Origin of the sequence: Rhizobium sp. Pop5 (assembly GCF_024721175.1) — a bacterium.
Lineage (GTDB): Bacteria > Pseudomonadota > Alphaproteobacteria > Rhizobiales > Rhizobiaceae > Rhizobium.
In genome coordinates, this window is sequence record NZ_CP099399.1 from 3,647,501 (window position 1) to 3,671,802 (window position 24,302).

26 protein-coding genes and 1 tRNA gene are annotated in these 24,302 nt (G+C 62.0%); 11 read left to right on the forward strand and 16 right to left on the reverse strand.

Translation table 11 applies throughout. The features are described from left to right. Window positions 1-3: 3 nt before the first annotated feature. From cobT to NE852_RS20125, 3 genes are all read right to left on the reverse strand, one after another. On the reverse strand, window positions 4-1,905 hold the full coding sequence (cobT, locus tag NE852_RS20115; protein WP_258155994.1) for a cobaltochelatase subunit CobT: 1,902 nt from the start codon (window positions 1,903-1,905) through the stop codon (window positions 4-6). Between the two features lie 13 nt (window positions 1,906-1,918). Further along, window positions 1,919-2,911, reverse strand: coding sequence for a cobaltochelatase subunit CobS (gene cobS / locus NE852_RS20120; RefSeq protein WP_008527798.1), 993 nt, complete (start codon window positions 2,909-2,911; stop codon window positions 1,919-1,921). Window positions 2,912-3,218: 307 nt separating this feature from the next. Beyond that, window positions 3,219-3,839 (reverse strand): J domain-containing protein, encoded by a 621-nt coding sequence (locus NE852_RS20125; protein WP_008527800.1) that lies wholly within the window; start codon window positions 3,837-3,839, stop codon window positions 3,219-3,221. A 102-nt stretch (window positions 3,840-3,941) separates the two neighbouring features. Between NE852_RS20125 and NE852_RS20130 the strand changes: the two genes are divergently transcribed. Next, complete coding sequence (locus NE852_RS20130; RefSeq protein ID WP_205621944.1) at window positions 3,942-4,226, forward strand: BolA family transcriptional regulator; 285 nt, start codon at window positions 3,942-3,944, stop codon at window positions 4,224-4,226. A 45-nt stretch (window positions 4,227-4,271) separates the two neighbouring features. Here NE852_RS20130 and NE852_RS20135 read toward each other — a convergent pair whose 3' ends face one another. From NE852_RS20135 to NE852_RS20145, 3 genes are read right to left on the reverse strand one after another with little or no spacing between them, the layout of a single operon-like run. Continuing rightward, window positions 4,272-5,585: an HlyC/CorC family transporter gene (locus NE852_RS20135; RefSeq protein WP_008527803.1), complete on the reverse strand. Its 1,314-nt coding sequence runs from the start codon at window positions 5,583-5,585 to the stop codon at window positions 4,272-4,274. After that, window positions 5,582-6,712 carry a 3-dehydroquinate synthase gene (gene aroB, locus NE852_RS20140; RefSeq protein WP_008527804.1) on the reverse strand — a complete coding sequence of 377 codons (1,131 nt, stop codon included), beginning with the start codon at window positions 6,710-6,712 and terminating at the stop codon, window positions 5,582-5,584. Before aroB ends, NE852_RS20135 begins: the two co-directional genes overlap by 4 nt. After that, window positions 6,709-7,299, reverse strand: coding sequence for a shikimate kinase (locus NE852_RS20145; protein WP_008527805.1), 591 nt, complete (start codon window positions 7,297-7,299; stop codon window positions 6,709-6,711). Before NE852_RS20145 ends, aroB begins: the two co-directional genes overlap by 4 nt. A gap of 148 nt (window positions 7,300-7,447) precedes the next feature. Here NE852_RS20145 and NE852_RS20150 point away from each other — a divergent pair, with 148 nt between their 5' ends. The 5 genes from NE852_RS20150 to NE852_RS20170 all read left to right on the forward strand — a co-directional run bounded on the left by NE852_RS20150 (window position 7,448) and on the right by NE852_RS20170 (window position 11,253). Continuing rightward, a complete protein-coding gene (locus NE852_RS20150) occupies window positions 7,448-7,624 on the forward strand; it encodes a hypothetical protein (protein ID WP_008527806.1) in 177 nt (58 codons plus the stop codon). 4 nt (window positions 7,625-7,628) lie between these two features. Continuing rightward, a complete protein-coding gene (gene xerD / locus NE852_RS20155; protein ID WP_008527807.1) occupies window positions 7,629-8,582 on the forward strand; it encodes a site-specific tyrosine recombinase XerD in 954 nt (317 codons plus the stop codon). A 62-nt stretch (window positions 8,583-8,644) separates the two neighbouring features. Further along, entirely contained in the window at window positions 8,645-9,598 is a 954-nt protein-coding gene (locus NE852_RS20160; protein WP_008527808.1) for an acetyl-CoA carboxylase carboxyltransferase subunit alpha, read from the forward strand. A gap of 198 nt (window positions 9,599-9,796) precedes the next feature. Beyond that, window positions 9,797-11,023, forward strand: coding sequence for a murein L,D-transpeptidase family protein (locus NE852_RS20165; RefSeq protein ID WP_258155996.1), 1,227 nt, complete (start codon window positions 9,797-9,799; stop codon window positions 11,021-11,023). 5 nt (window positions 11,024-11,028) lie between these two features. After that, window positions 11,029-11,253: a sulfurtransferase TusA family protein gene (locus NE852_RS20170; RefSeq protein WP_008527809.1), complete on the forward strand. Its 225-nt coding sequence runs from the start codon at window positions 11,029-11,031 to the stop codon at window positions 11,251-11,253. On the opposite strand, the gene NE852_RS20175 is transcribed toward NE852_RS20170, so the two are convergent. After that, window positions 11,250-12,413, reverse strand: a complete 1,164-nt coding sequence (locus tag NE852_RS20175; protein WP_258155997.1) for a GTP-binding protein — start codon at window positions 12,411-12,413, stop codon at window positions 11,250-11,252. The genes NE852_RS20170 and NE852_RS20175 overlap by 4 nt on opposite strands. A gap of 12 nt (window positions 12,414-12,425) precedes the next feature. Next, window positions 12,426-13,559 carry a D-alanyl-D-alanine carboxypeptidase family protein gene (locus tag NE852_RS20180; protein WP_008527811.1) on the reverse strand — a complete coding sequence of 378 codons (1,134 nt, stop codon included), beginning with the start codon at window positions 13,557-13,559 and terminating at the stop codon, window positions 12,426-12,428. Window positions 13,560-13,734: 175 nt separating this feature from the next. Between NE852_RS20180 and NE852_RS20185 the strand changes: the two genes are divergently transcribed. Beyond that, window positions 13,735-14,898: a M20 aminoacylase family protein gene (locus tag NE852_RS20185; RefSeq protein WP_008527812.1), complete on the forward strand. Its 1,164-nt coding sequence runs from the start codon at window positions 13,735-13,737 to the stop codon at window positions 14,896-14,898. A gap of 53 nt (window positions 14,899-14,951) precedes the next feature. After that, window positions 14,952-15,028: transfer RNA gene (locus NE852_RS20190), tRNA-Arg, on the forward strand. 91 nt (window positions 15,029-15,119) lie between these two features. Here the strand turns inward: NE852_RS20190 and NE852_RS20195 are convergent. Both NE852_RS20195 and NE852_RS20200 read right to left on the reverse strand, forming a co-directional pair. Then, a complete protein-coding gene (locus tag NE852_RS20195) occupies window positions 15,120-15,365 on the reverse strand; it encodes a DUF982 domain-containing protein (protein ID WP_088689246.1) in 246 nt (81 codons plus the stop codon). A 94-nt stretch (window positions 15,366-15,459) separates the two neighbouring features. Next, on the reverse strand, window positions 15,460-15,978 hold the full coding sequence (locus NE852_RS20200; protein WP_008527814.1) for a DUF2937 family protein: 519 nt from the start codon (window positions 15,976-15,978) through the stop codon (window positions 15,460-15,462). 248 nt (window positions 15,979-16,226) lie between these two features. Here NE852_RS20200 and NE852_RS20205 point away from each other — a divergent pair, with 248 nt between their 5' ends. Continuing rightward, on the forward strand, window positions 16,227-16,511 hold the full coding sequence (locus tag NE852_RS20205) for a hypothetical protein (protein WP_008527815.1): 285 nt from the start codon (window positions 16,227-16,229) through the stop codon (window positions 16,509-16,511). 117 nt (window positions 16,512-16,628) lie between these two features. Beyond that, on the forward strand, window positions 16,629-16,781 hold the full coding sequence (locus NE852_RS20210) for a hypothetical protein (RefSeq protein WP_164841425.1): 153 nt from the start codon (window positions 16,629-16,631) through the stop codon (window positions 16,779-16,781). A 45-nt stretch (window positions 16,782-16,826) separates the two neighbouring features. Here NE852_RS20210 and NE852_RS20215 read toward each other — a convergent pair whose 3' ends face one another. Then, window positions 16,827-17,117: a BON domain-containing protein gene (locus NE852_RS20215; protein ID WP_037171747.1), complete on the reverse strand. Its 291-nt coding sequence runs from the start codon at window positions 17,115-17,117 to the stop codon at window positions 16,827-16,829. Window positions 17,118-17,180: 63 nt separating this feature from the next. Continuing rightward, window positions 17,181-17,831, reverse strand: a complete 651-nt coding sequence (locus tag NE852_RS20220; RefSeq protein ID WP_008527845.1) for a hypothetical protein — start codon at window positions 17,829-17,831, stop codon at window positions 17,181-17,183. Window positions 17,832-18,203: 372 nt separating this feature from the next. Between NE852_RS20220 and dxr the strand changes: the two genes are divergently transcribed. Beyond that, window positions 18,204-19,394 carry a 1-deoxy-D-xylulose-5-phosphate reductoisomerase gene (gene dxr, locus NE852_RS20225; protein ID WP_008527847.1) on the forward strand — a complete coding sequence of 397 codons (1,191 nt, stop codon included), beginning with the start codon at window positions 18,204-18,206 and terminating at the stop codon, window positions 19,392-19,394. A 20-nt stretch (window positions 19,395-19,414) separates the two neighbouring features. On the opposite strand, the gene NE852_RS20230 is transcribed toward dxr, so the two are convergent. The 4 genes from NE852_RS20230 to NE852_RS20245 are packed head-to-tail and all read right to left on the reverse strand — an operon-like array spanning window position 19,415 to window position 24,232. Then, window positions 19,415-20,500, reverse strand: a complete 1,086-nt coding sequence (locus NE852_RS20230) for an ABC transporter ATP-binding protein (protein ID WP_258156000.1) — start codon at window positions 20,498-20,500, stop codon at window positions 19,415-19,417. Window positions 20,501-20,511: 11 nt separating this feature from the next. Then, window positions 20,512-22,434, reverse strand: coding sequence for a glycoside hydrolase family 127 protein (locus NE852_RS20235; RefSeq protein WP_258156002.1), 1,923 nt, complete (start codon window positions 22,432-22,434; stop codon window positions 20,512-20,514). Between the two features lie 20 nt (window positions 22,435-22,454). After that, on the reverse strand, window positions 22,455-23,318 hold the full coding sequence (locus tag NE852_RS20240; RefSeq protein ID WP_008527872.1) for a carbohydrate ABC transporter permease: 864 nt from the start codon (window positions 23,316-23,318) through the stop codon (window positions 22,455-22,457). Next, on the reverse strand, window positions 23,315-24,232 hold the full coding sequence (locus tag NE852_RS20245; protein ID WP_008527875.1) for a carbohydrate ABC transporter permease: 918 nt from the start codon (window positions 24,230-24,232) through the stop codon (window positions 23,315-23,317). Before NE852_RS20245 ends, NE852_RS20240 begins: the two co-directional genes overlap by 4 nt. Between the last annotated feature and the right edge of the window lie 70 nt (window positions 24,233-24,302).

The window sequence follows — 24,302 nt, forward strand, 5'->3', positions numbered from 1 at the left end:
GCGTCAGCCGGCACGGCGTAGCCGGCCGCCGCGCGGCTGGGCGGATTGATCTTCGAAGAGAGAGGCAAGCTGCTCGGTCATAGCACCGGCCAGCTCGTCGGCATCGACGATCGTCACGGCGCGGCGATAATAGCGCGTCACGTCGTGACCGATACCGATCGCCAGCAGTTCCACAGGCGAACGAGTTTCGATCTGCTCGATGACGGCGCGAAGGTGCCGCTCCAGATAGTTGCCCGGATTGACCGACAGCGTCGAATCGTCGACCGGCGCGCCATCCGAGATCATCATCAGGATGCGGCGCTGCTCGCGACGGGCGAGCAGGCGATTATGCGCCCAGATCAGCGCCTCTCCGTCGATATTTTCCTTGAGCAGGCCCTCGCGCATCATCAGCCCGAGATTGGAGCGTGCCCGCCGCCAGGGTGCGTCGGCCGATTTGTAGATGATGTGGCGCAGGTCGTTGAGGCGACCCGGCGTCTGCGGCTTGCCGCCGGCGAGCCAGGTTTCGCGCGCCTGCCCGCCCTTCCAGGCCTTCGTCGTGAAGCCGAGGATCTCGACCTTGACGCCGCAGCGCTCCAGCGTACGGGCGAGAATGTCGGCGCAGGTGGCGGCAACCGTGATCGGCCGGCCGCGCATCGAGCCGGAATTGTCGATGAGCAGGGTGACGACGGTATCGCGGAACTGCGTGTCGCGCTCCATCTTGAAGGAAAGCGCCTGCATCGGATCGATGATGATACGCTGCAACCGGGCCGGATCGAGATAGCCCTCCTCCAGGTCGAAATCCCACGAGCGGTTCTGCTGTGCCATCAGACGGCGCTGCAGCCGGTTGGCAAGACGACCGACCGCCCCTTGCAGATGCGCAAGCTGCTTGTCGAGGAAGGCGCGCAGGCGCTCCAGCTCGGCGGCATCGCAAAGCTCTTCGGCGGTGATGATCTCATCGAATTCTTCGGTATAGACGTGATAATCGACCTTCTCGTTGAAATCGGCGAAAGGCGTGTTCGGACGGCGGGTCTCGCCCGGCGTTTCCGAATCGTCCTCACCCTCTTCCATCATGTCGTCGTCGGAGATTTCGGCGCCTTCGGTTTCGCCGTCCTCCATCTGCTCGTCGGAGACTTCGCTGTCCTCGACGGGGGCGGCATCGGTGCCGGCATCCTCGTCGACCTCGTCCTGGTCCTGCTCGTCGCCGTTCGGCTGGTCTTCCTGCTCCGACTGGTCGTCATTGTCGGCTTCGCTGTCGTCGTCGCCGTATTCCTCGGCCATCTCCATGGCCGACAGCATGTTGCGGATGACCTTGGCGAAGGCCTGCTGGTCGTTGATCGCATTCGTGAGGTTGTCGAGCTCCGGACCCGCCTTGTCCTCGATGAAGGAACGCCAGAGGTCGAGCACCTTGCCGGCGGTTTCAGGCGGCCGCTGGCCGGTCAGCTTCTCGCGCACCATCATGGCGACGGCTTCGCCGATCGGCGCGTCTTCCTGACGCTCGATGCCGGTGAAATTCGCCTTGGAATATTTCTCTTCCGTCATGGAGCGCAGGTTCGCCGCCACGCCCTCCATGCGCAGCGTGCCGATCGATTCGACACGCGCCTGCTCGACCGCATCGAAGATCGCCCGGGCGTCCGAGCCCTGCGGCGCCATCGTCGTATGCACCTTTTCGTCATGACAGGCGAGGCGCAGCGCCATGGAATCGCCGAGCCCGCGGGTGACCGCCAGCTCGTGCGCCGTCGGCCGCTTGGAAAGCTCCGGCAGCCGAATGCGCTCGCCGGTCATACCCGGCCGTTCATTGGCGAAGGTCACCTCGACATCGCCGTCGCCGGCGATCGAGCGCACGCAACCTGAGATCGCCCGGCGCAGCGGCTCGACGTCGACGGGCGCACCGGGCTTTGCTTTCGAATTGTCACCGCGAGCTGCCATGATCGGTCGGGCCTCAGGCTCCGAGAACGATGTTGGCGGCACTTTCCTTCAGCTCGACGCCGAAGGCGCGCTGATAGTGCTCGGCCACCAGCGGGCGCTCCAGCTCGTCGCACTTGTTAAGGAAGGTGACGCGGAAGGCGAAGGCGAGGTCGCCGAAGATCTCGGCGTTTTCTGCCCAGGTAATGACCGTGCGCGGGCTCATGACGGTCGAGAGATCACCGTTCATGAAGGCGGCGCGTGTCAGGTCGGCGACCCTCACCATCTTGGAAACCGTCTCGCGGCCGTTCTTGTCCTTGCCGAAGCTCTTCACCTTGGCGGCGACGATATTCACTTCGTGATCATGCGGCAGGTAGTTTAGCGTCGTCACGATCGACCAGCGGTCCATCTGCGCCTGGTTGATCTGCTGCGTGCCATGGTAGAGGCCGGTCGTGTCGCCGAGACCGATCGTGTTCGCCGTCGCAAACAGACGGAACGCCGGGTGCGGCCGGATGACGCGGCTCTGATCGAGCAGCGTCAGGCGGCCGGAGGATTCCAGTACGCGCTGGATGACGAACATCACATCGGGGCGGCCGGCATCATACTCGTCGAAGACGAGCGCAACATTGTGCTGATAGGCCCAGGGCAGGATGCCGTCCTTGAATTCCGTGACCTGCAGCCCGTCCTTGACGACGATCGCATCTTTGCCGACGAGATCGATACGGCTGACATGGCTGTCGAGGTTGATGCGCACGCACGGCCAGTTGAGGCGAGCCGCCACCTGCTCGATATGCGAGGACTTGCCCGTGCCGTGATAGCCGGAGATCATCACGCGGCGGTTATGCGCGAAGCCTGCGAGAATGGCGAGCGTCGTCTCGCGGTCGAACAGGTAGTCGGGGTCGAGGTCCGGCACATAGGCGTCGCCCTTGCTGTAGGCGGGAACGCGGATGTCGGAATCGATGCCGAAGGTTTCGCGGACCGAAACGGTAGTGTCGGGCAGTTGTGAAATATCGAGGTCGATCTTGCTCATCATGTCTCCAAGGCGGGTGAAGCCACCCGGCCATACTGTCTCAGGCCATGTCGCAACCGTGACGCCGCGATTTTTCCGCGCCCGTCCAGGTCGGAACGTCGGCGATACTTCTCCGGGACTGAAACGAAACCTCGGCGGGATAATGACCGCTTGCGAGCATTCTTGAAAGAGTCCCGGACAAGAAACGCCGCGTCCGGAAGGTCGGCGGAGGCGATGTCAGGAGAACACGCAAATATGCGCCGCGTTTGCCTGCGGCCTCAGCCGATTTGGACCATACCCGATTGAAGCCCAAGAGCAAGGACGGGAATTAACAAAAACCGTTCTGCTTCAACAATTGATAGGCCTGGATGACGGCGCGGAAGCGCTCCTCCGAGCCGCGGTCGCCGCCATTGGCATCGGGATGGTGCTTCTTGACCAGTTCCTTGTAGCGGCTCTTGATCTCGGCCGACGTCGCATTGGCGTGAAGGCCCATCGTGTCGAAGGCCTTGCTCTCCAGCGATTTCAGCTTGCGCGCCTGGGGAAAACGCGGCCCGCTGCCCTTGCCGCCGCCTTCCTTCACGAAGCCGAAGGGATCGCGAACGCGCGAATAGGCGCCGGAACGGACTTCCGAATGCAGCGGGCTGTCCTTGGCTGACTTGTTGACGCCGACGGTCCATGTCGGCCGATGGCCGGTGATCGCCTCTTTCTGGTATCGGGCGATCTCTCCGTCCGAAAGGCCGGAGAAATAGTTGTAGCCCTTGTTGTATTCCTTGACATGCTCGAAGCAGAACAAGAAGAACTGGCCTTCCGCATTGCGCCCCACGGGAGCGCGATGCGCGCCTTTCTTGTCGCAGCCGTCCCACTGGCAGGTAGGCGGCGCCTGCTCTGCCTCCTGCTCGCGTTTGCGGCGTGTTCGGATGCGGTCGAAATATTTGGAATCGAGTCTCATGACGGCGCTAATTATGGGACTGTCGCGAAGCGACAACAAGAATTGACAAATGGAATTGTTGCTGGCTTGGTGGGAACCTTTTTCGCGAAGCAGCAAGACCGAATGATGACCCTGCGGACCCGCATCGAAGAAAAACTTGTCGAAGCTTTCGCCCCCGAACGCCTGAGCGTCATCGACGAGAGCCATCTGCATGCCGGCCATCAGCCCGACATGACAGGCACCGGCGAAACCCACATGCGGGTAAGGATCGTTTCGGCAAAATTCGCCGGCATGTCGCGGCTGGCGCGCCACCGGGCGATCACCGACCTGTTGAAACCCGAGCTTGATGCCGGACTGCATGCGCTCGCCGTCGAACCGGCAGCACCCGATGAACCGACCCGCTGGTAGCGGCACAGCCTATATGGATATCGGCCGCCCGCAATCCAAGCGAGGTCAGCCGGATTTCGTGTCGTCTTCCTGCGCAGGGCGGATGCGCAGCTTGGTGATGCGGTTCTTCTCCCGCTTCATGACGACGAAACGCTTGCCGTAAAAGGTGAAGGCCTGGCGTTCTTCGGGAATGGTCATGGATTCGTGAATGACAAGGCCGGCGATCGTCGTTGCCTCCTCGTCGGGCAGGTTCCAGTCGAGCGCGCGGTTCAGGTCACGGATCGGCACGCCGCCATCAACGACGACCGAGCCGTCCGCCTCCTGGCGCACGCCCTGCATCTCGATATCGTGTTCGTCGGAAATATCGCCGACGATTTCTTCGAGAATATCCTCCAGTGTCACGATGCCCTGCACCTCGCCATATTCGTCGACGACGACGGCGAAATGCTGCTTGCGGCGCAAGAAAGCGTTGAGCTGGTCTTCGAGGTTGGTGCTGTCTGGCACGAACCACGGCTTCTGCGCGATCTTCACGATATCGAGGTTCTGCGGCTCCATGTTCGGCTCGGCAAGCGCCCGCAGGAGATCCTTGGCGTGGACGACGCCGATGATGTTGTCGATCGTGCCGCGCCACAGCGGCATGCGCGTGTAAGGGCTTTCGAGGATGGCGCGCACCACCGCTTCCGGCGGATCGTCGGCGTTGATCGCCCGCATCGCGGTGCGGTGGACCATGATGTCGGAGAGCTCAAGCTCGCCGAGATCGAGCACGCCGCCCAGACGGTCCCGGTCGGCCTTCACGACCGAGCCCTCGCGGTGCAGGAGATCCACGGCGCCGCGCAGCTCCTCATGCGCCGTCAACATCGACACCTCCCGCGACAGATTGATGCCGAACAGCGAAAGAATCTGCCGCACGATCGCATTGACGAAGGAGGAGACCGGGCCGACGACGGCAACGAAGAGCCTGGCCGGAAATGCCACTGCAAGCGCAAAACGGTCAGGCGTCGAAATCGCCCAGCTCTTCGGCAGCACTTCCGCGAAGATGACCAGGATGACGGTCATCGCCAGCGTCGCCAGCGCCACGCCGGAATTGCCGAACAGTCCGAGAAAAAGGCTGGTGGCGATCGAGGAGGAAAGGATGTTGGCGAGATTGTTGCCGATGAGCAGCGCGCCGATCAGCCGGTCACGCCGCTCGATCAGCTGCCGGACGAGGCCGGCGCGCTCGTCGCCGTTTGCCTCCAGCGTATGGATGCGGCTGCGCGAAACGGCCGTCAGCGCGGTCTCGGAGCCGGAAAAAAAAGCGGACATCAGAACGAGCGCCGTGATCGAAAGAATCTCCGGCCAATATGCCGCTAGAAATGCCAGAGCGCCTTCGATTGTCGTCAAGGATGTTTTTCCCGGAGAAAGCTGATCACTTCGGAGGCAGGAACGTCGTCGGCGACGAAGGACTGGCCGATGCCGCGCGTCAGGATGAAGGTGAGCTTGCCACTCTTGACTTTCTTGTCCTGGGCAATCGCGTCCATCAGCGTTTCGGCGGGCGGCAGGTCGCCCGGAATCTCGGACATGCGGGTCGGAAGGCCGACGTCCTTCAGATGTTTTTCGACGCGCCGCGCGTCGTCGGGGCTTGCGAGGTTCATCCGGGCGGAGAATTCATGCGCCAGCACCATGCCGATCGAAACGCCTTCGCCATGCACCAGGCGGCGGCTGTCATAGGCGGTCGCCGCTTCCAGCGCGTGGCCGAACGTATGACCGAGATTGAGCAGCGCCCGCTGGCCGTTCTCGCGCTCGTCGGCGACGACGACGTCTGCCTTTGCCTGGCAACTGGTGGCAATCGCCTCGATCCGCGCGGAGCCGCCCGCAAAAACCGCCTTCCAGTTGGCTTCCAGCCAGGCGAAAAAGTCAGGCTTGTCGATCAGCCCGTATTTCGCGACCTCGGCGTAGCCGGCACGGAATTCCCGCTCGCTGAGCGAATTCAGCACATCCGTATCGGCAAGAACCAGATCCGGCTGATGGAAGACGCCGATCAGGTTCTTGCCGTGGCGGGAGTTGATGCCGGTTTTGCCGCCGACGGAGGAATCGACCTGCGACAGCAGCGAAGTCGGCATCTGCACGAAGCGCACGCCGCGCCGCACGATGCCGGCCGCAAATCCCGAGAGGTCGCCGATGACGCCACCGCCGAGCGCAATGACGCAATCGTTACGCTCGACGCGGGCCTCGAGCACCTTGTCGCAGACATTGACCAGATGTTCGAAGCTCTTGGTCTTCTCGCCGGCCGGCAGGACGACTTCGGCAGAAACGATGCCAGCTGCATCGAGGCTCGCGACGAGAGCGTCGAGGTAGAACGGCGCCACATTCTCGTCGGTGATAACAGCCGCCTTGCGGCCTTTGAGACGGGAGGCGATCTCGGCGCCGGCGCGCGCGATCAGCCCCGGCCCGATCAGGATATCGTAGGCGCGCTCGCCGAGCGGCACATGCACCGTCTGGGCGGCGGGGGCGGAGGGTATCGCATTCATGACGCTGCACTTTCCTTCTGAGCTTCGATCACGGCCTTCAGCACCTCGTCGGCCATGATTTCCTTGCGCACGTCGCGCGAGAGCACGGTGATATCAGCCTGCGCGTAGATCGGATAACGCGCAGTCATCAGGTTTTCGAGCGTCTGCTTCGGGTTTTCGGTCTTGAGCAGCGGCCGCGTGTCGCGCTTGTTGACCCGCTCCCAGAGCACCTCCAGATCCGCCTTCAGCCAGACGGAAAGGCCGCCCTTCTTGATATGCTTGCGCGTCCGCTCGTTGATGAAGGCGCCCCCGCCTGTGGAGACGACGCGCGGCCCGCTTTTCAGGAGCCGTTTCATCACCCGCGTCTCCAGCGCCCGGAACTCTTCCTCACCATAGGCCGCGAAAAGTTCGGCGATCGTCATGCGCGAAACACGCTCGATTTCGTGATCGCTGTCGATGAAGGGAATGCCGAGCTGGCTGGCAACGATGCGCCCGACGGCGGATTTTCCAGCACCCATCAGGCCGACGAGGATCAGATTGCGTGAACCGAGCGCAGCGCGAACTCTGTCTTTCAGGCTGTCGGCAACGGTCAGCAGTGGGTCACTCATCGGTCCATTCACACTTTGTTTGCAAACCGTATCGACAAATGCAGGTGGAGCGTCAAGTCGCGGACAAGGGAATCATGGCTTGAAGAGCGCTTCTTGCACTTGCGAATACGCTTCTTATAACAGAACCAGAGCATGAAGGAGTTGCCGGATGCCGACCCTGTTCCGTTTCCTGTTCTTCTGCGCGATCCTCGCCGGAACGGTCTACGGAGCGATGTGGGCGCTTGTCACCTTCGTCGAACCGCGGCAGCGCGACGTGACGATCCGCATCCCGTCGGAGCGAGTCAACCCGCCTGCGACGGGCACGATCGACGCGACGAGGAAGTGAGGATATGAGGGATCTCGGCCGCATCCACGTGGAATCCTTCCTGGAAATGATGAGCGCCGAACGCGGCGCGGCCGCCAACACGCTGCAATCCTACGAGCGCGATCTCGAAGACGTCCTCTCCTTCCTGAACGGCCGCAGCATAAGGCTCATCGAAGCCGCCTCCGCCGATCTTTCTGCCTATCTCTCCTCGCTCGCCCGCCAGGGCTTCAAACCCTCCTCGCAGGCGCGCCGGCTTGCGGCCATGCGCCAATTCTACAAGTTCCTCTATGCCGAAGGCATTCGCACCGACGATCCCACAGGCATTCTCGACGCGCCGAAGAAGGGACGCCCCCTGCCGAAGACGATGGGCGTGGAGGAAGTGAGCCGGTTGCTTTCGCAGGCCGAGGCTGAGGCAGACGATCCGGCGCCCGGCCAGCTGCAGCGCCTGCGCATGCTGGCGCTTCTGGAACTGCTCTATGCCACCGGCATGCGCGTCAGCGAACTCGTTTCGCTTCCCGCCCGCGTGCTCGATCAGGAGGGCCGCTTCCTGATGATCCGAGGCAAGGGCAACAAGGAGCGGCTGGTGCCGCTGTCGCAATCGGCGATATCGGCTCTCAAATCCTACGGGCGCTTGCTGGCGGCGGAAAACGCAGCGGCCAAGGAACCGCGGGAAAGCCCCTGGCTGTTTCCCGCCGCCTCCAAGGAGGGCTACCTTCCGCGCCAGGTTTTCGCCCGGGACCTCAAGAACCTTGCGATCCGCGCCGGCCTGACGCCGTCGCTGATTTCGCCGCACGTCATGCGTCACGCCTTTGCAAGCCACCTGCTTGCCAATGGTGCCGATCTGCGCGTCGTGCAGGAACTCCTCGGCCATTCGGACATTTCGACCACTCAGATCTACACACATGTCCTCGAAGAGAGGCTGCAGCAGCTCGTCCAGATGCATCACCCCCTTGCCAAACAGGCGAAAAAGCACGAATAGGACCGGCGACATGGGGCGGAGCCAGGAAAACGCCCCGGGCACAAGGAACGGAAACGCACCTCATGCACAATTATCTCGACTTCGAAAAGCCGATCTCCGACCTCGAAGGCAAGATCATCGAGCTGAAGAAGCTCGCAACGGAAGACGAGAGCATCGACACCACCGATGAAATCGGCAGGCTGGAGGTTCGCGTCCGTGAGGCGATCGTCGAGATCTATTCCAAGCTGAACGCCTGGCAGAAGACGCAGGTCGCCCGCCATCCGCAGCGCCCGCATTTCGTCGACTACGCCAAGACGCTGTTCCAGGAATTCACGCCGCTCGCCGGCGACCGGAAGTTTTCCGAGGATGCCGCGATCCAGGCGGGCCTTGCCCGCTTCCGCGGCCAGCCCGTCGCCGTCATCGGCCAGGAAAAGGGCAACGACACCAAGACCCGCCTGAAGCACAATTTCGGCAGCCCCCGCCCGGAAGGCTACCGCAAGGCGATCCGCATCCTTGAAATGGCCGACCGTTTCGGCCTGCCCGTCATTTCGCTGGTGGATACGGCAGGCGCCTATCCAGGCGTCGGCGCCGAGGAGCGCGGCCAAGCCGAGGCGATCGCCCGCTCGACGGAAATGTGCCTTGGCGTCAAGGTTCCCCTCGTTTCCGTCGTCATCGGCGAAGGCGGCTCGGGCGGCGCGATCGCGATCGCCACCGGCAACCGGGTCTACATGCTCGAGCATTCGATCTACAGCGTCATCTCGCCGGAAGGCGCAGCCTCGATCCTCTGGCGCGATTCCACCCGCGCCCGCGAAGCGGCGACCAACATGAAGATCACTGCCGAAGACCTGAAATCGCTCGGCGTCATCGACGGCATCATTTCCGAGCCGCTCGGCGGCGCGCATCGCGATCCCGACAGCGTGATTGCGGCAACCGGCGATGTGATCGCCAATGCGCTCGGCGAAATGGCATCGCGTTCCGGCGAGCAATTGCGCAACGAACGGCGCCAGAAATTCCTCAACATGGGCCGCAATCTCTAGGATAAGACCGCGCCCCTTGGGGATTGAGGCCAAACCTTGGCCACATTAATGTTATCTCTAACATTTGCGCTTGCGGGGGCGTTCCTGACACGTCATAGGCTGGTAAGGATTTGTGAAGTATAAGCCGCTTATGATTCCGCTTCGTGCCCGGACTCGATAGGCGGACCGGGGTAGCATAATCTTTACGGGCTAGTTTGGATGCGCATACGTCATTTTGCCTATGTTTCGCTCATGGCGCTGGCACTTTCCGGCTGCAACGATGCGTTGGAAACCGCACAGGTCGATCTCTCCACCGTCAAGAACAAGGTCGAGCAGCCGCTTCCGGCCCATATTCTTGCCGACATCGCCGCCAAGGGCATGGACCGCAATTCGCCGATCATGATCCGCATCTTCAAGGAAGAAGGCGCGCTCGAGATCTGGAAGGCGAAGACCGACAACCGTTTCGACAAGATCGCCGGCTACAAGATCTGTGCCTGGTCGGGCCGTCTCGGTCCCAAGGTCAAGACCGGCGACCGGCAGGCGCCGGAAGGCTTCTACGAGCTGACGCGTGCCAACCTGAACCCCAATTCGAAATATTATCTGGCGATCAACACCGGCTTCCCGAACCGCTACGACGCGGTGAACGGCCGCACGGGCTCCGATCTGATGATTCATGGCGCCTGCTCGTCGTCGGGCTGCTATTCGATGACCGACCAGCAGGTGCTCGAAATCTATGCTTTCGCCCGCGACGCCTTCAAGGGCGGCCAGTCGACAGTGCAGCTGCAGGCCTTCCCGTTCCGCATGACGGCGGAAAACATGGTCAAGCATCGCCTCGATCCGAGCTACGACTTCTGGAAGATGCTGAAGGTCGGCTACGACAATTTCGAAGTGACGAAGCGCCCGCCAGAGGTGAACGTCTGCGAGAAGAAATACGTCTTCAACCAGCAGGCAACCGATGGCGGCGCCTTCAACGCCGGCGGCAAGTGCCCGGCCATGTCGACGCCCCCGGCGCTGACGGCCGCCCTTGCCTCCTACGGCAAGACCTATGATGCAGACTATGCCAAGGCGATGAGCAAATTCGACGGCATGGCCTGGTACGATCCCAGCGAAGCCGAGCGCAAAGCCGTGGTCGCCAAGACACGCAAGGGCCGCGAGCTCGCCTTCGCGCCGACCGGCACGTCGCTCGAAGCCGGCCGCATGGTCAAGGTCGCCGAACTCGAAGACCTGATGGCCAAGCGCACCGCCCAGAGCCTCACGACCAAGGCCGCCGCGGGCGCCACCCCCGCAGCGCCTGCCGAACCGCCAGCAATGGCAGTCGCTGCCGCAACACCTGCCGTTGTGCCGGTGCCGCAACAGAACCCGCTGGCCTTTGCGGCGCCCGAACCGCAGGAAACAGCCGAAGCCGCGGCAAAGAAGCCGTTCTGGAAGTTCTGGGCGCGGAACTGAACGGTTTGAACCCCGTTCTCTACGATCTTCGCGGCCTGAAATGCCCCCTCCCTGTCATGAAGACGCGCAGGAAGCTTGCCGACTTGGCGAGCGGCACGCTCATCCTCGTCGATACCAGCGATCCGCTAGCGGTGATCGACATGCCGCATTTCTGCAATGAAGACGGTCACGAACTGGTCGAAACGGAAAAGACCGAAAACGGCCACCGCTTCCTGATCCGTAAGGGCTAAATTCGTAATCCCGGGATGGCAAGCGGATTATCTGACAGCGCCTGGCGATCCGGCCTGTCGATACGGGGCTTGCCGAGAAAGGCGTCGAAAAGGTCCTTCACGAAGGCTTCGGGCAGGTCCTTGGTGATCAGCACCATGCGCGTGCGCCGGTCTTGCGGGTCTGGCCAGGCCGGCAGCCGCACCGGCGGATGAAAGATGCTCTGGACACCGTGCAGCACCAGCGGCCGCTCCGGCCGGTCGGAGACGGAAACGATCGCCTTCATCCGGAGCAGCTTTTCGCCATGGGCCGAGCGCAGGAGATCGACGAACATGTCGAGCGCCATCGGATCGATCGGCTTCTCTTCGATAATGGAGAAGGACCGGATCGAGGCATCGTGCCGGTTGACGTCGTGCGGATCCTGATCCGAATGATGATGATGGTGGTGGTGATGACCATGGTGATCGTGATGTCCATCATGACCGTGGTCGTGATTGTGATGCGCCTCATGCGCATCCTCATCCTGCAGCCAGCGGCCGACATCGGCGATCTTCGTCGCGGGGTCGTAGAGCCCGTTCACCAGCACTGCAGCGCTGCCCGCCTCGGCGCCGTCGGCATCCATCATCGCGGCGCGCGGATTGAGCGCGCGGAGGCGTTTTTCCAGGGCATCCGTTTGCCCGGCCATCGACTTTTTCGAGATGATCAGCCGGTCGGCCACCGCGGCCTGTTTGCGCGCTTCCTCATGATTGTCGAGCGTCTGCAGACCATTCACCGCGTCGACGACCGTGACGACGCCGTCGAGTTCGAAATTCTGCGCGATCACAGGATTTCCCATGATCGCCTGCATGACCGGGGCGGGATCGGCGAGCCCCGTCGTCTCGATGACGACCCGCTTCACCGCTTTGACACGGCCTGTCTGCACGGCATCCATCAGGTTCGCCAGCGTATCCACAAGCTCGCCGCGCACCGTGCAGCAGAGGCAGCCGTCCGACAGCTCGATGATCAGATCGCCTGAGCTTTCGACCAGCAGATGGTCGATGCCGACATCACCGAACTCGTTGATGATAACGGCCGCGTCCTTCATGACAGGGTCTTTGAGGACGCGGTTGAGCAGCGTCGATTTTCCGGCGCCGAGAAAGCCGGTCAGGATGGTGACCGGAATTCTGTCGTTGAGCGCGCTCATGTCGATTTTACCTTAGAAAGCTGTCGGGCGCGGCAACGGCACCGGCACGTTGGCGATCGTTCCTGCCGTATCGCCGCCCGCCACTTTTTCCGGCTGCGGAGCCGGCTGCGGATCCTGGCCCGGAATGAGGCCGGCAAAGACGAATTGCGGCTCGTGATCCATTTCCTGGATGTAGGGCGACTGAATCTTCATGCGGCCGACTTCGTCGCGCGTTTCGCTGCGTATCTTGGCGCCCTTGGCGCTGCAGATATCGGCGGTAATATCAGCGACCTGATCCCGTCCCTGCCCGTAAGGCTTCAGCGAACCGAGCGTATCACCCGCGGTGGGCTGCGTGGTAAAGCCCTTCTGCAAGAGGTTCGCGGTGGCATCGGCGCGCGCAGCCAGGCTGTCCGTGCCGAGCACGACCGAGACGAGGGTGCGGCCGTTGCGCGTCGCAGAACCGATCTGGTTGAAGCCCGAGGCGCAGATGAAACCGGTCTTCATGCCGTCAGCACCGGCGAAACGGCCGATCAGCAGATTGAGGCTCGGCACGTTCTGCTGGCCTGTCGTGAAGCCCTCCAGCGAGAAATAGCCGGCATACTGCGGAAAATCACGGCGTAGCGCCACCGTCAGCACCGCCAGGTCGCGCGCCGTCGTATACTGCCCCTTGCCGGGCAGGCCGTTGGGATTGATGAAATGCGAATCCGTCATGCCGAGCTTCAGCGCCGCGCCGTTCATCCGCGTGACGAAAGCTTCCTGCGTGCCGCCGACGGCTTCGGCGACCGCGACGGCTATGTCGTTGGCCGACTTCACCATCAGGATCTTCAGGGCGCTGTCGAGCGTCAGCTTCTGGCCCGGCTTGAAATACATCTTGGCGGCCGGCTGCGCGGCAGCGCGCTTGCTCATGACGATAGGCGTATCGAGGCTGATCTGACCGGCGCGGATCGCATCGAACACCGTATAGACGGTCATCAGCTTGGTGAGCGAGGCCGGATACCATTTGCGGAAGGCTTCTTCATGTTCCAGCACGCGGCCGGACTGCACGTCGACGAGAATATGCGGATTGGCCTGGGCGAGCGGGACGGAGGCAAGAAAACCGGCAGTCGCGGCAACTATGAAGCTAAGCTGCCGCGAAGCGGCAAATAAACCAAAGTGGCTCGTCGGCACGGCTCATCCTTCAGATATCAGGAAATCTCGAAAGCTTCATCTATCTAGCCTATATGGCTATGACATGGCAAAGGTCATTGACGAAGTAATTTGCATGAGCCTCACGCCCTTGTGAAGCGATCAACGATTGCCAGGATTCCGTAACAGGAATGTATTTGATAACAGGAACGCCGATATGCCGATTTTGAACAGAGCCGCCGAACTGCAGGACGAAGTCGCCGAATGGCGCCGCCATATTCACGCGCGGCCCGAACTTCTCTTCGCGGTGGAAAACACGGCCGCTTTCGTCGCTGAAAAACTCAAGGAATTCGGCGTCGACGAAATCGTCACCGGCATCGGCCGCACCGGCGTCGTCGGCCTGATCAAGGGCAAGGGCGAAGGCAGCCGCACGATCGGGCTGCGCGCCGATATGGACGCCTTGCCGCTGACGGAGATCACCGGCAAGCCGTGGGCCTCGAAGACACCAGGCAAGATGCATGCCTGCGGTCATGACGGCCATACCGCCATGCTGCTTGGCGCGGCGAAATACCTGACCGAGACCCGCAATTTCAACGGCAATATCGCCGTCATCTTTCAGCCTGCCGAAGAGGGCGGCGGCGGCGGCAATCTGATGGTCAAGGACGGCATGATGGAGCGCTTCGGCATCGAAGAGGTTTATGGCATGCACAACTTGCCGGGCCTGCCCGTGGGACAGTTTGCTATTCGCAAGGGCGCGATCATGGCGGCGACCGACGAATTCACCGTCACCATCAAGGGTCGCGGCGGCCACGCCGCCCAGCCGCACCGCACCATCGACCCGATCGTCATCGGCGCCCAGATCGTCGCCAATCTGCAGATGATCGCTTCGCGCACCGCCGATCCGCTGCGCTCGGTCGTCGTCTCGGTGACTAAGTTCAATGCGGGTTTCGCCCATAACGTCATTCCGAACGACGCCACCTTCGCCGGCACCGTCCGCACCCTCGACCCCGAAGTGCGCACGCTGGCTGAAACGCGGTTCCGGCAAATTGTCGAGGGCCTGGTCGCGGCCCACGGCGCTGAGGCCGAGATCAGCTTCCACCGCAACTATCCCGTCACCGTCAACCATCCCGACGAGACCGAACATGCGGTCGCCGTCGCAAGCGCCATCGCCGGCGAGGGCAACGTCAATCCCGAGATCGATCCGATGATGGGCGGCGAGGATTTCTCCTACATGCTGAACGCCCGTCCCGGCGCCTTCATCTTCATCGGCAATGGCGATAGCGCCGGCCTGCACAACCCGGCCTACGACTTCAACGACGACGTCATCGCGCACGGCATCTCCTACTGGGTCCGCCTCGCCGAACAACGCCTCGGCCTCTGACAAGAATTAAGGCTTGGCTTCGCGCCAAGCCTTTTGTATGCATGGCGTCCAGTGGTCCCGTAGCTCAGCAGGATAGAGCACCAGATTCCTAATCTGGGGGTCGCGCGTTCGAATCGCGCCGGGATCACCATTTTTTCAGCGCCTCACCTGAGCAGATGGGAACTCGACGTCGGCGTGCGCCGCGCAAACCAGGCGGCAGAAGCCAGTCGAGGCGTCTTCTCTCATTCCTTGATCGGAATTCCTGCTTCAATCGCAGCCTCTATGAATGCCTGCCGCGCCTCCTCTCGGCTTCGCTTTCCAGACATGACATCCGCGCAGACGGCGCAAGCTCGATCCAGGGCGGGACCTTCATCTGTCGGCCAGTCTTCAATCAGCGCCCAGGTCGCAGCCTGGGTGGTCTGAATCACCACCCATTGATCCGGCCCTTCAAGGGCGATCGTCACCGGCTTTTTCCAAATGGTTTGCATTGTCCTTGGCCTTCCTCGCGTGCTGCGGGAGTAGTTAGAATGACCAGTCTCGTTTTGCAAATCGGCACCGAGCCACATTGTCTTTCGTGTTGACTTACAGCACCTGACGAAGGGCTCGTCGTCCTCTCACAACCCACCGCGTTCCCAATCCCAGCACCGCTGCGACAACCCATCCACCGATAAAGCCGATCGCACCCCAGACAAGACCCGCAAAGCTCACCGGCACACCGGGCACGAAATCGCGCCAGGTATTGGCGAACACCACATCGTCCGCATTCCCCACCAGCACGAAAGGCTTGGCGACGGGAGCCGCTGTGCCGAGTTTCTGCTGCTGCGACAGCAGCGTCTCGTAGCGAGTAATCGTGCTCTGCATCGAGACGCCGCGGTCGCGCAGGAAGTCGTCCGAGGATTGCGCATAGGCGTTCAGCGCCTCCTGGCGGTCGAGATGGTGTGTGGCGGCCTGCTGGCTGAAATCCTCGACGATGACGCGCAGTTCGTCGATCGCCCCGCCGATGCGCTGGCGGTATTGCTGGGCAAATTCCGGCGCCTGCGAGAAGACCATCCCGCCCACAACTCCGGCTGCGACGGCGATGATCCTTGCAATCGGTCTCATGATCGATGCCTCCGGCTGTCCACCTGCGCTAGCGCATCGGCCCGAAAGCGGAATCGATTTTCGGAAAGCTCGATGCGCAGTTTCAAAGTGTTAGAGCGTCCTTTGTGCGTCCGAAAGAACCCATGGCGCTCTAACGAGCAGGCGCGGCAAAGGTTTCCACCTTCGACACAATCGGTAACGCTATGTGATTGAACGACAAGGCTTCGGTCGAGTTGAGACTATGACCAACTCAGAAAGAGAGAGCCGTCATGAAACAGTTTATCCTCGCCTGCACGCTCGCCGCAGCGTCCGTCTTTTCCACAATGCCGTCCCAGGCGGCGAGCGTCACCATCACCACGGATAACGCACGTCCTTATTACGGCGATCCGGAACGTTCCTACTACCGCGATTCGGAACGTCCCTATTACCGCTACAGCCCCTATTACCGTCATCACATGATGTCGCGCCGCGTCTCGGAGGAGTGCTTCACCAAGACGGAAAGGATCCGCCGCCATGGCCATACGGTCATCAAGGAAACCCGAATCTGCCGATAAGGGAATGCACATATGAAACGCTCGGCCGATCCTCCCCGGCCGGGCTTTCCGTCTGATTTCGCCATGAGGAACTTCGCAATATCAGCCGCGTTTACCCGCGAAACAGGAGGATTCATCATGCGTATCAAGATGACTCTTTTGGCGATCGCCTATGTCGCCGTCAGCGCCCTGCTGCTTGCCATAGCCCATCAGCCGCAGGGGCCGGTTACCACCGGGAAGACGGATCGCCTGGCGGGCTCTTCCTTCCTGGTCGAGCGCTTCGCCGGTTGATGAACGCGCATTCCGCACGCACATCTCGGGCGTGTGCTTCGGCGGTCAATGCGCGTCGCTGATCCCAGCTCCGCCAAGCAGAATCCGGTTGTGCACCGATTGCACGCCTTCGACAGCCCTGGCGACGACAGTTGCCCGCTCGATTTCGCCCACCGTGCCGACGGTGCCGGTCAGCACGATCTGGCTTTCCTCCATCGTCACCTCCACATCCGAGGCATCGATACCGCCGGCGATCGCCAGCGCATTGGCAACGGCAGCCTCGAGCGATGCACGATTGGCGATTTCCGCGTCTATCTCAGGCTCGAGCCCGTGAAATGTCTGTTCCTTGAAAACCATGATCCGCTTCTCCGTGAAATCTGCTTAGCAAACGCCGTTCGACGGAGTTTGGTTTCAGTGCCGCTACCACTGCACGCGATAACGCAGATTGACGCTGCCGGCCTCGCCTCCCGAAAACGGATTATTCACCGAGGCATCGAGATTGAGGTTCGGCAAAATGGCCTGGCTGACCGCCACCGTACTCGAGAAGTCGCCGCCGGCGTTGCTGACGCCCGTTCCCGCCGAAAGCGAAGTTCCCGTCCAGGGATGGATGAGCTTCAGCGCCTGCGACGCCGTTACCGAAGCCTGCCGCGCATCGACGGTGTCATATTGGACACTGATGGACCGGCTCGACTGCATGTCGAGCGACTCCGAGAGGATCCAGCTGCGTGAGCGGCTGAGGATCAGCGCGCCGCTGCCGCGCAACGTATCGACCCTGACACTCGCGCCCTCCTGCGATTGGCCTGCCGGGGTGACGGTCGTCTTACTGATCTTGCCCCAAAGCATGGCTTGTCCGGATTCGGGCAGCGGCGCCCCGCCTTTGGTCGAGGCAAGACCGATATCGGCGCCGGCGCTCGTTTCCCACTCTGCCGGCAGGCGAAAACCCATCGTCGCCTTGTAGGACCGCTCCGAAAGCTTGGCCGGAGACCAGATCAACAGGTCGTCCGCCTTTGCGTCCGGCACCGCCGAAGGCAGGATGGCGAAAAGAATGCATGCTGTTTTGAATATCTTCATGAGATCCGATCGTTTTGACCTGACACTGACGGCGGCGCCGAAACCGGCGCGCGGTTTATGGGAAAGCGCTCGCAACGCGCACGGGCGGGATTGCGGCCAAGCCGTCCATCCCGGTTTCATCCTCGATTTAATGTTGGCCGGAGGCCTATGACACTGACGTGCCTTTGACGGACGCCGCAGCGCCCCCGATATCCTGACGGCCGTGACGACCGCTGGGAAGCTCGATTCCCTTGGGAATGCTGTAAGGATCACATCCAGCCGGCGCTCTGTAAACCCCTTGGCGGTTGAAATCTGCTGCACCGCACACTTGCCGCTCCCTCCAAAGCCTAGTAGAGCCTGAGCCTACGAGAGCAATTTTTCGCGAAATTCTAAATGATGACCGGCAACACCGCGCCGCGGCGCCTCAGCATCTTCGGCTCGACCGGCTCGATTGGCCGCAACACCCTCAATGTCGTCGAACATCTGGGCGGACGGGAGAAATTCGAAATCTCCGTGCTGACCGGCAACGGCAACGTGGAGCTGCTTGCCCGCCAGGCCAGATCCTTCGGCGCAGGGCTGGCGGTTACCGCGAACGACCGGCATTACGAATCCCTGAAATATGAACTCTCAGGCAGCGGCATTGCCGTCGCATCCGGAAAATCCGGCCTCATGGAAGCGGCTGACCGCGAAGCGGACTGGGTGATGGCGGCAATCGTCGGCACGGCGGGTCTGGCGCCGACCCTCGCGGCCGCGCGCCGCGGCGCCGATATCGCCCTTGCCAACAAGGAATGCCTGGTCTCGGCGGGCGATCTCTTCATCAAGGCGATCCATCAAGGCGGCGGCAGGCTGCTTCCTGTCGATAGCGAGCACAATGCGATTTTCCAGGTGCTGGAAGAAAACCAACGCCCCGCCATCGAGCGCGTGATCCTGACCGCATCGGGCGGCCCCTTCCGCACCGCATCTCTGGAGGAGATGGCCGGCGTGACGGTGGAAACGGCGCGCGCCCATCCGAACTGGTCGATGGGATTGAAGATCTCGATCGACAGCGCCTCGATGTTCAATAAGGCGCTTGAGATGATCGAGGCCCGGCACCTTTTCGGGCTCAAGCCCGAACAGATCGAGGTGATTTTCCACCCGCAGTCGATCATTCATTCCATGGTCGGCTATACCGACGGCTCGGTTCTGGCGCAGCTCGGCGCCCCCGACATGCGCACAGCCATCGGTTATGCGCTCTCCTTTCCGCGCCGGCCGAACCTGCCGGTCGAGCGGCTGGATTTTGCCAAGCTTGCGCGGCTCGATTTCGAGGCGCCGGACGAGCGGCGCTTTCCGGCTCTGCGGCTTGCACGGCTTGCAATGACACGCGGCGGCGTTCAGGGCGCGGTTCTGAACGGCGCGAAGGAAGTGGCGCTCGAGGCCTTCATCGAGAGGCGGCTATCCTTCCTTGCCATGGCCGACATCACCGAAAAGGTCATGGATGATCTCGCCCACCTGCCGGCGGCATCCGGCATGGACGATGTCTTCGCTGCCGACAGGCAGGCCCGGCACAGGGCCGCCGAGCTAATGAGGCTCGATGCCGCCAGCTGAAGCTTTCGGACGCGCGATGATTACCGCAGCCGTTTGCCGCCCTCATCGAACAACCTGCAATCCGATGGCTCGAACAGCAGGCTGACCTCTTCTCCTGCGGCGATGCTGACCGGTGAACGGTGCTCGACAGTCAGCGACTGACCATCGGCCAGCTGGCAATAGAGATATTGCGTTCCCCCGAGATATTCCGAGAAATCGACGGTCGCCGTCAGTTTACCCGAACGGTCGGACGCCACCTTCAGATGCTCCGGCCGCAGGCCGAGCGTCAACGCGTTTCCGGCCGGCCCGTCTGTCCTGCTTAAGCCGCTCTCGATACGAGAGCCGGCGACGTCCACGAGGCCTCTCTCGCCCCAGCGGGCGTTCAGGAGGTTCATCCGAGGTGAGCCGATGAAGCCCGCCACGAAAGTATTGGCTGGGTCCTCGTAGATTTCCCGCGGCGTTCCGGCCTGCTCGACGCGTCCGTCGCGCAGCACCACGATCTTGTCGGCGAGCGTCATCGCTTCCGTCTGGTCATGAGTGACATAGATCATCGTGTTGCCGAGTTCGCGGTGAAGACGGGCGATCTCGATGCGCATGGAAACGCGCAGTTCCGCATCGAGATTGGAGAGTGGCTCGTCGAACAGGAAGACGTCAGGCTTGCGCACGATCGCCCGGCCGATCGCCACGCGCTGGCGCTGGCCGCCGGAGAGCTGTCCGGGCCGCCGGTCGATAAGATGGTCGATCTTCAGGATTGCGGAAGCGGCCTTGACGCGGGTCTCTATGTCGGCGGGACTGGTGCGCGCCATCTTCAGCCCGAAGGCCAGGTTGTCGCGCACGCTCATATGCGGGTAGAGCGCGTAGGACTGGAAGACCATGGCGATGCCGCGCTCGGATGGATCGAGATCGGTGACGAGGCGCCCCTTGATCTCTATCTCTCCGTCGGTGACGTCCTCGAGGCCCGCGATCATACGAAGCAGCGTCGATTTTCCGCAGCCGGACGGGCCGACGAAGACGACGAATTCGCCTTCCGCAATCGTCAGATCGATCCCGTGGACCACCTGAAGACTGCCATAGCTTTTCCGCACGTCCTGGAGCACGACGCTCTTGTTACCCATACCGTTCGTCATCCCCAAGCGACCTATTTGCCCGACTGGACCCAGACGAGCATCTCTCCGGGCGCGCGGTTGTCCCAGAGATGATAGGGCACGAAACGCGCCGTGGCGACCTGCCTTTCGGCCGGAGCCTTGCGATAAAGCGGCCTGCCCCAATCGGATGTTTCTTCGCGCTCGACCTTGAGATCGAGAGCGACGGCATCGTTAAGGTCCTTCAGCACGACCGTTTCGGCGGCCGGCAGTTCACGGGGTAGCACGATGGCGTTGAGATCTGCGCCATTGTCCGTTGTTTCCACGCAATAGACGAGCGGGCCGCGCATCAAGGCGACGCGGCCGGCATCCTGGCGCACCTTCGGGTTTGCATATTGCGGGCGAAGCGCAAGCGGCAGGTAGAGGGCGACGCGGTCGCCATCCGCCCACTCGCGATTGATCCTCGCATAGCCGTCGCGAACATGCGCACCGAGGTCGAGCATCGCCCCGTTGACGCTGAGCGTCGCACCTTCCGCCCAATCCGGAATGCGCAGCGACAGCGCGAATCGAGCTGGCTTCGTCAGCCTGGTGGTGAAGGCGACAGCGCCGTCCCACGGATAGTTGGTGGCCTGCTCCAGCTCCACCTCGGCACCGTTGGCAAGCTTCAGCCGGGCGGTGCTTTCGCCGTAGAGATGCACGGCGATCTCATCGTCGGCAACGGCGTACATATAGGAGCCGATTGACGTCACCAGCCGGGCGATGTTGGGCGGGCAGCAGGGGCAATGGTGCCATTTCCACCGGTGGTGCTTGCCGGCACTTTCGAGCGGGTTGTCATAGAAGAAGGTCTTGCCATCGGTGGAAAGGCCAGGCAGCGCGCCATTGTAAAGCGCCTGCTCCATGATGTCGGCGTAGCGTCGGTCCGGCCCGCGTCCGAGCATGCGGCTCGCCCAGAAAACCAGGCCCACCGAAGCGCAGGTCTCGGCATAGGCGGTGGCGTTTGGCAGGTCGTAATAATCGGTGAAACCTTCATTGGATGCAGCCGGCCCGATGCCGCCGGTGATATACATCTGCTTGGTCGTCAGATCGTCCCAGAGCGTTTCCAGCGCTGCCGTCAGGCTGTCGTCCTTGTATTCGGTGGCGATGTCGGCCATCCCAGAATAGAGATACATCGCCCGCACGGCATGGCCGACGACCTTTGTCTGCTCGCGCACCGGCTGATGCGCCTGCGCATATTCATAGGTCTTCTGATGATACTCCGAGAGCGCGCGGCCGTCGCGCGCGGCCTCCGCCGTGAAGAAATGAGGCTCGGTGCCGCGTTCGTCGATGAAATATTTCGAAAGTTCGAGATATTTCTTCTCCCCGGTGACGCGGGCAAGCTTGACCAGCGCAAGCTCGACTTCCTCATGGCCGCAATAGCCTGGGATCTGGCCTTCGCTGTGTCCGAAAATCTTGATCAAGTAATCGGCAAAGCGGCACATGATATCGAGCAGCTTGCGCTTGCCGGTCGCCTGATAATAGGCGACGGCCGCTTCCATCAGATGGCCGGCGCAATAGAGTTCGTGATGGTCGCGCAGGTTGGTCCAGCGGCGGCTTGGCTCCACGCGCTGGAACCAGGCGTTCAGATAGCCGTCCTCGTCCTGCATCTTCTCATACATGTCGATGATCTCATCGGCCCGCGCCTCCAGCTTCGGGTTCGGCCGGCGATAGAGCGAATAGGCGATGGTCTCGATCGATTTGCCGAGGTCGGAATCCCAGAACATCTGCGTCGTCCCGCCCCATGGCTGAATGGGAATGACGACGCCGGGGCTTGGCTGGCTGACGTCGATCGCCTTGAGCATGCCGGCCTCGACGCAGCGGTCGAGCAGGGTCTCGGCGGTCGAATTGCAGACGGCATCCTGCCATTTGCCCCAGAACCCGCCGAGTTCGACATCGGGAACGGCGACGGGACGGAACTGGCGGTCATTGCTTGGCATGGTCATGGGCTCCACTTTCCCTAAGATCATTTCACGGCGCCGGCCATCAGCCCGCGCATATAGTAGCGTTGCAAGAGTAGGAAGACGATCAGGCAGGGGATCGTCATGACGACGACGCCGGCCTGCACCGCTCCCCAGTTGATGGCGCCGAGCCGTCCGGCGCGAACCGCCGTCATCAGCACTGGCAGGGTGTATTTCTCATTGCTGGAGAGCAGGACGAGTGCGGCGAGAAACTCGTTCCAGGCATTGAGGAAGGCAAAGATCGCGACCGTCGCCACGCCTGGAAGCACCAGCGGCAGGAGAACGCGCGCGAGAAGCCTCAGATCGCGCGCCCCGTCGATGCGCGCCGCCTCCTCGATTTCCTTCGGCACGGCGTCAAAGGCGTTGCGCATCATGAAGACGGAGAAGGGCAGCTGCAGCGTCACATAGACGAGCGTCAGGCCGAGCAGCGAATTGTTGAGGCCGAGCTTTGCCAGGATGATGAAGAGCGGCGTCAGGATCGACTGGAACGGGATCATCAGCGTCGCGATGATCAGCACGAAAAGCGCATTCTTCATCGGGAACCGGTAACGTGAGAAGCCGTAACCGGCGAGCAGGCTGACGACGACGGTCAGCACCACCGTGGCGACCGAGACGAACAGTGAATTGATCATGTGCTGCCAGATGCCGGCACCGAACGTGTCGAGCAAGGCATAGGCATCGAAGCTGACGCCGGATGTTGGCCATGGGGGCAGGGGCGGCTGGCTGGCTTCGGTCCCCCGCCGGAACGAGGCGAGCAGTGTCACCGCGAAGGGCGCAAGGAAGAAGATCGAGATCGCCATGCCGGTGAGATGATAGGCCGATTTCGCGCGGATGGCCTTGCGTGTGCGGCGCTCCCTTGAGGTGGTCATGGGCGCTCCTCTCCGACGCGAAGCAGCCAGAGCTGCACGATGCTGATGGCGACAAGGATGGCGAGAAGGGCGATCGAGAGCGCTGCGCCGTAGCCAAGGTTGAAGGAAACGAAGGACTGGTTGAAGATGTAATAGACCACCGAGATCATTTTGTTCTGCGGCCCGCCCGACGTCATGATGTAGAACTGGTCGAAAGCGAGGATCGAGCCGGTGACGGAGACGATCAGCGCCAGCGCGATCGTCTTGCGCATCAGCGGCAGCGTCAGATGCCGGAAGCGCTGCCAGCGGCCGGCGCCGTCGATGCGGGCGGCCTCCGTCAGCTCGGACGGAATGGCCTGAAGTCCGGTCAGAAGAATGATCATGGTGAAACCGGCGATCTTCCAGACGACCATCACAATGATCGTCAGAAACGCGGTGTCGAAGGTTGCAAGCAGGTTGGGGCTCTTTTCCAGAAGACCGAGCGCTTTCAAGGCCGGACCGATAAAGCCGCTGTCGACATTGGCGAGCCAGACCCAGAGCAGTGAGGCCGTGGCAAGACCGACGACCACGGGCAGGAAGATGATCGTGCGGTAGGCGCTGACGAACTGCCGTTCCTTTTCGACGAAGATCGCCAGCGGAAAGGCGACGGCGAAGATCGCGATGGTAACGATCACGGTGTAATAGGCCGTGAAATTCAGTGCCGCCATGAAGCGGCTATCGTTCACCATGCGGAAATAGTTGTTGAAGCCGATCCAGCGCGATGCCCCCATCAGCGGCCAGTTATGAAGGCTCATCCATCCCGTGAAGAGAACCGGCATGACGAAGAAGACGATGACCAGCGCCATGGCCGGTGCGATGTAGAGAGGGCCGCGCCAGTTCGATCTGCGCCGTCGCTCGCGTCGAGGCAATAGGGTGTTCGAACCGGAACCGGTCATCGAAACGCTCCGCATCTGTCAAATTGAAATAGGCCGGGAAGCTGCCACCGCTCCCCGGCCGCGGCCTTGG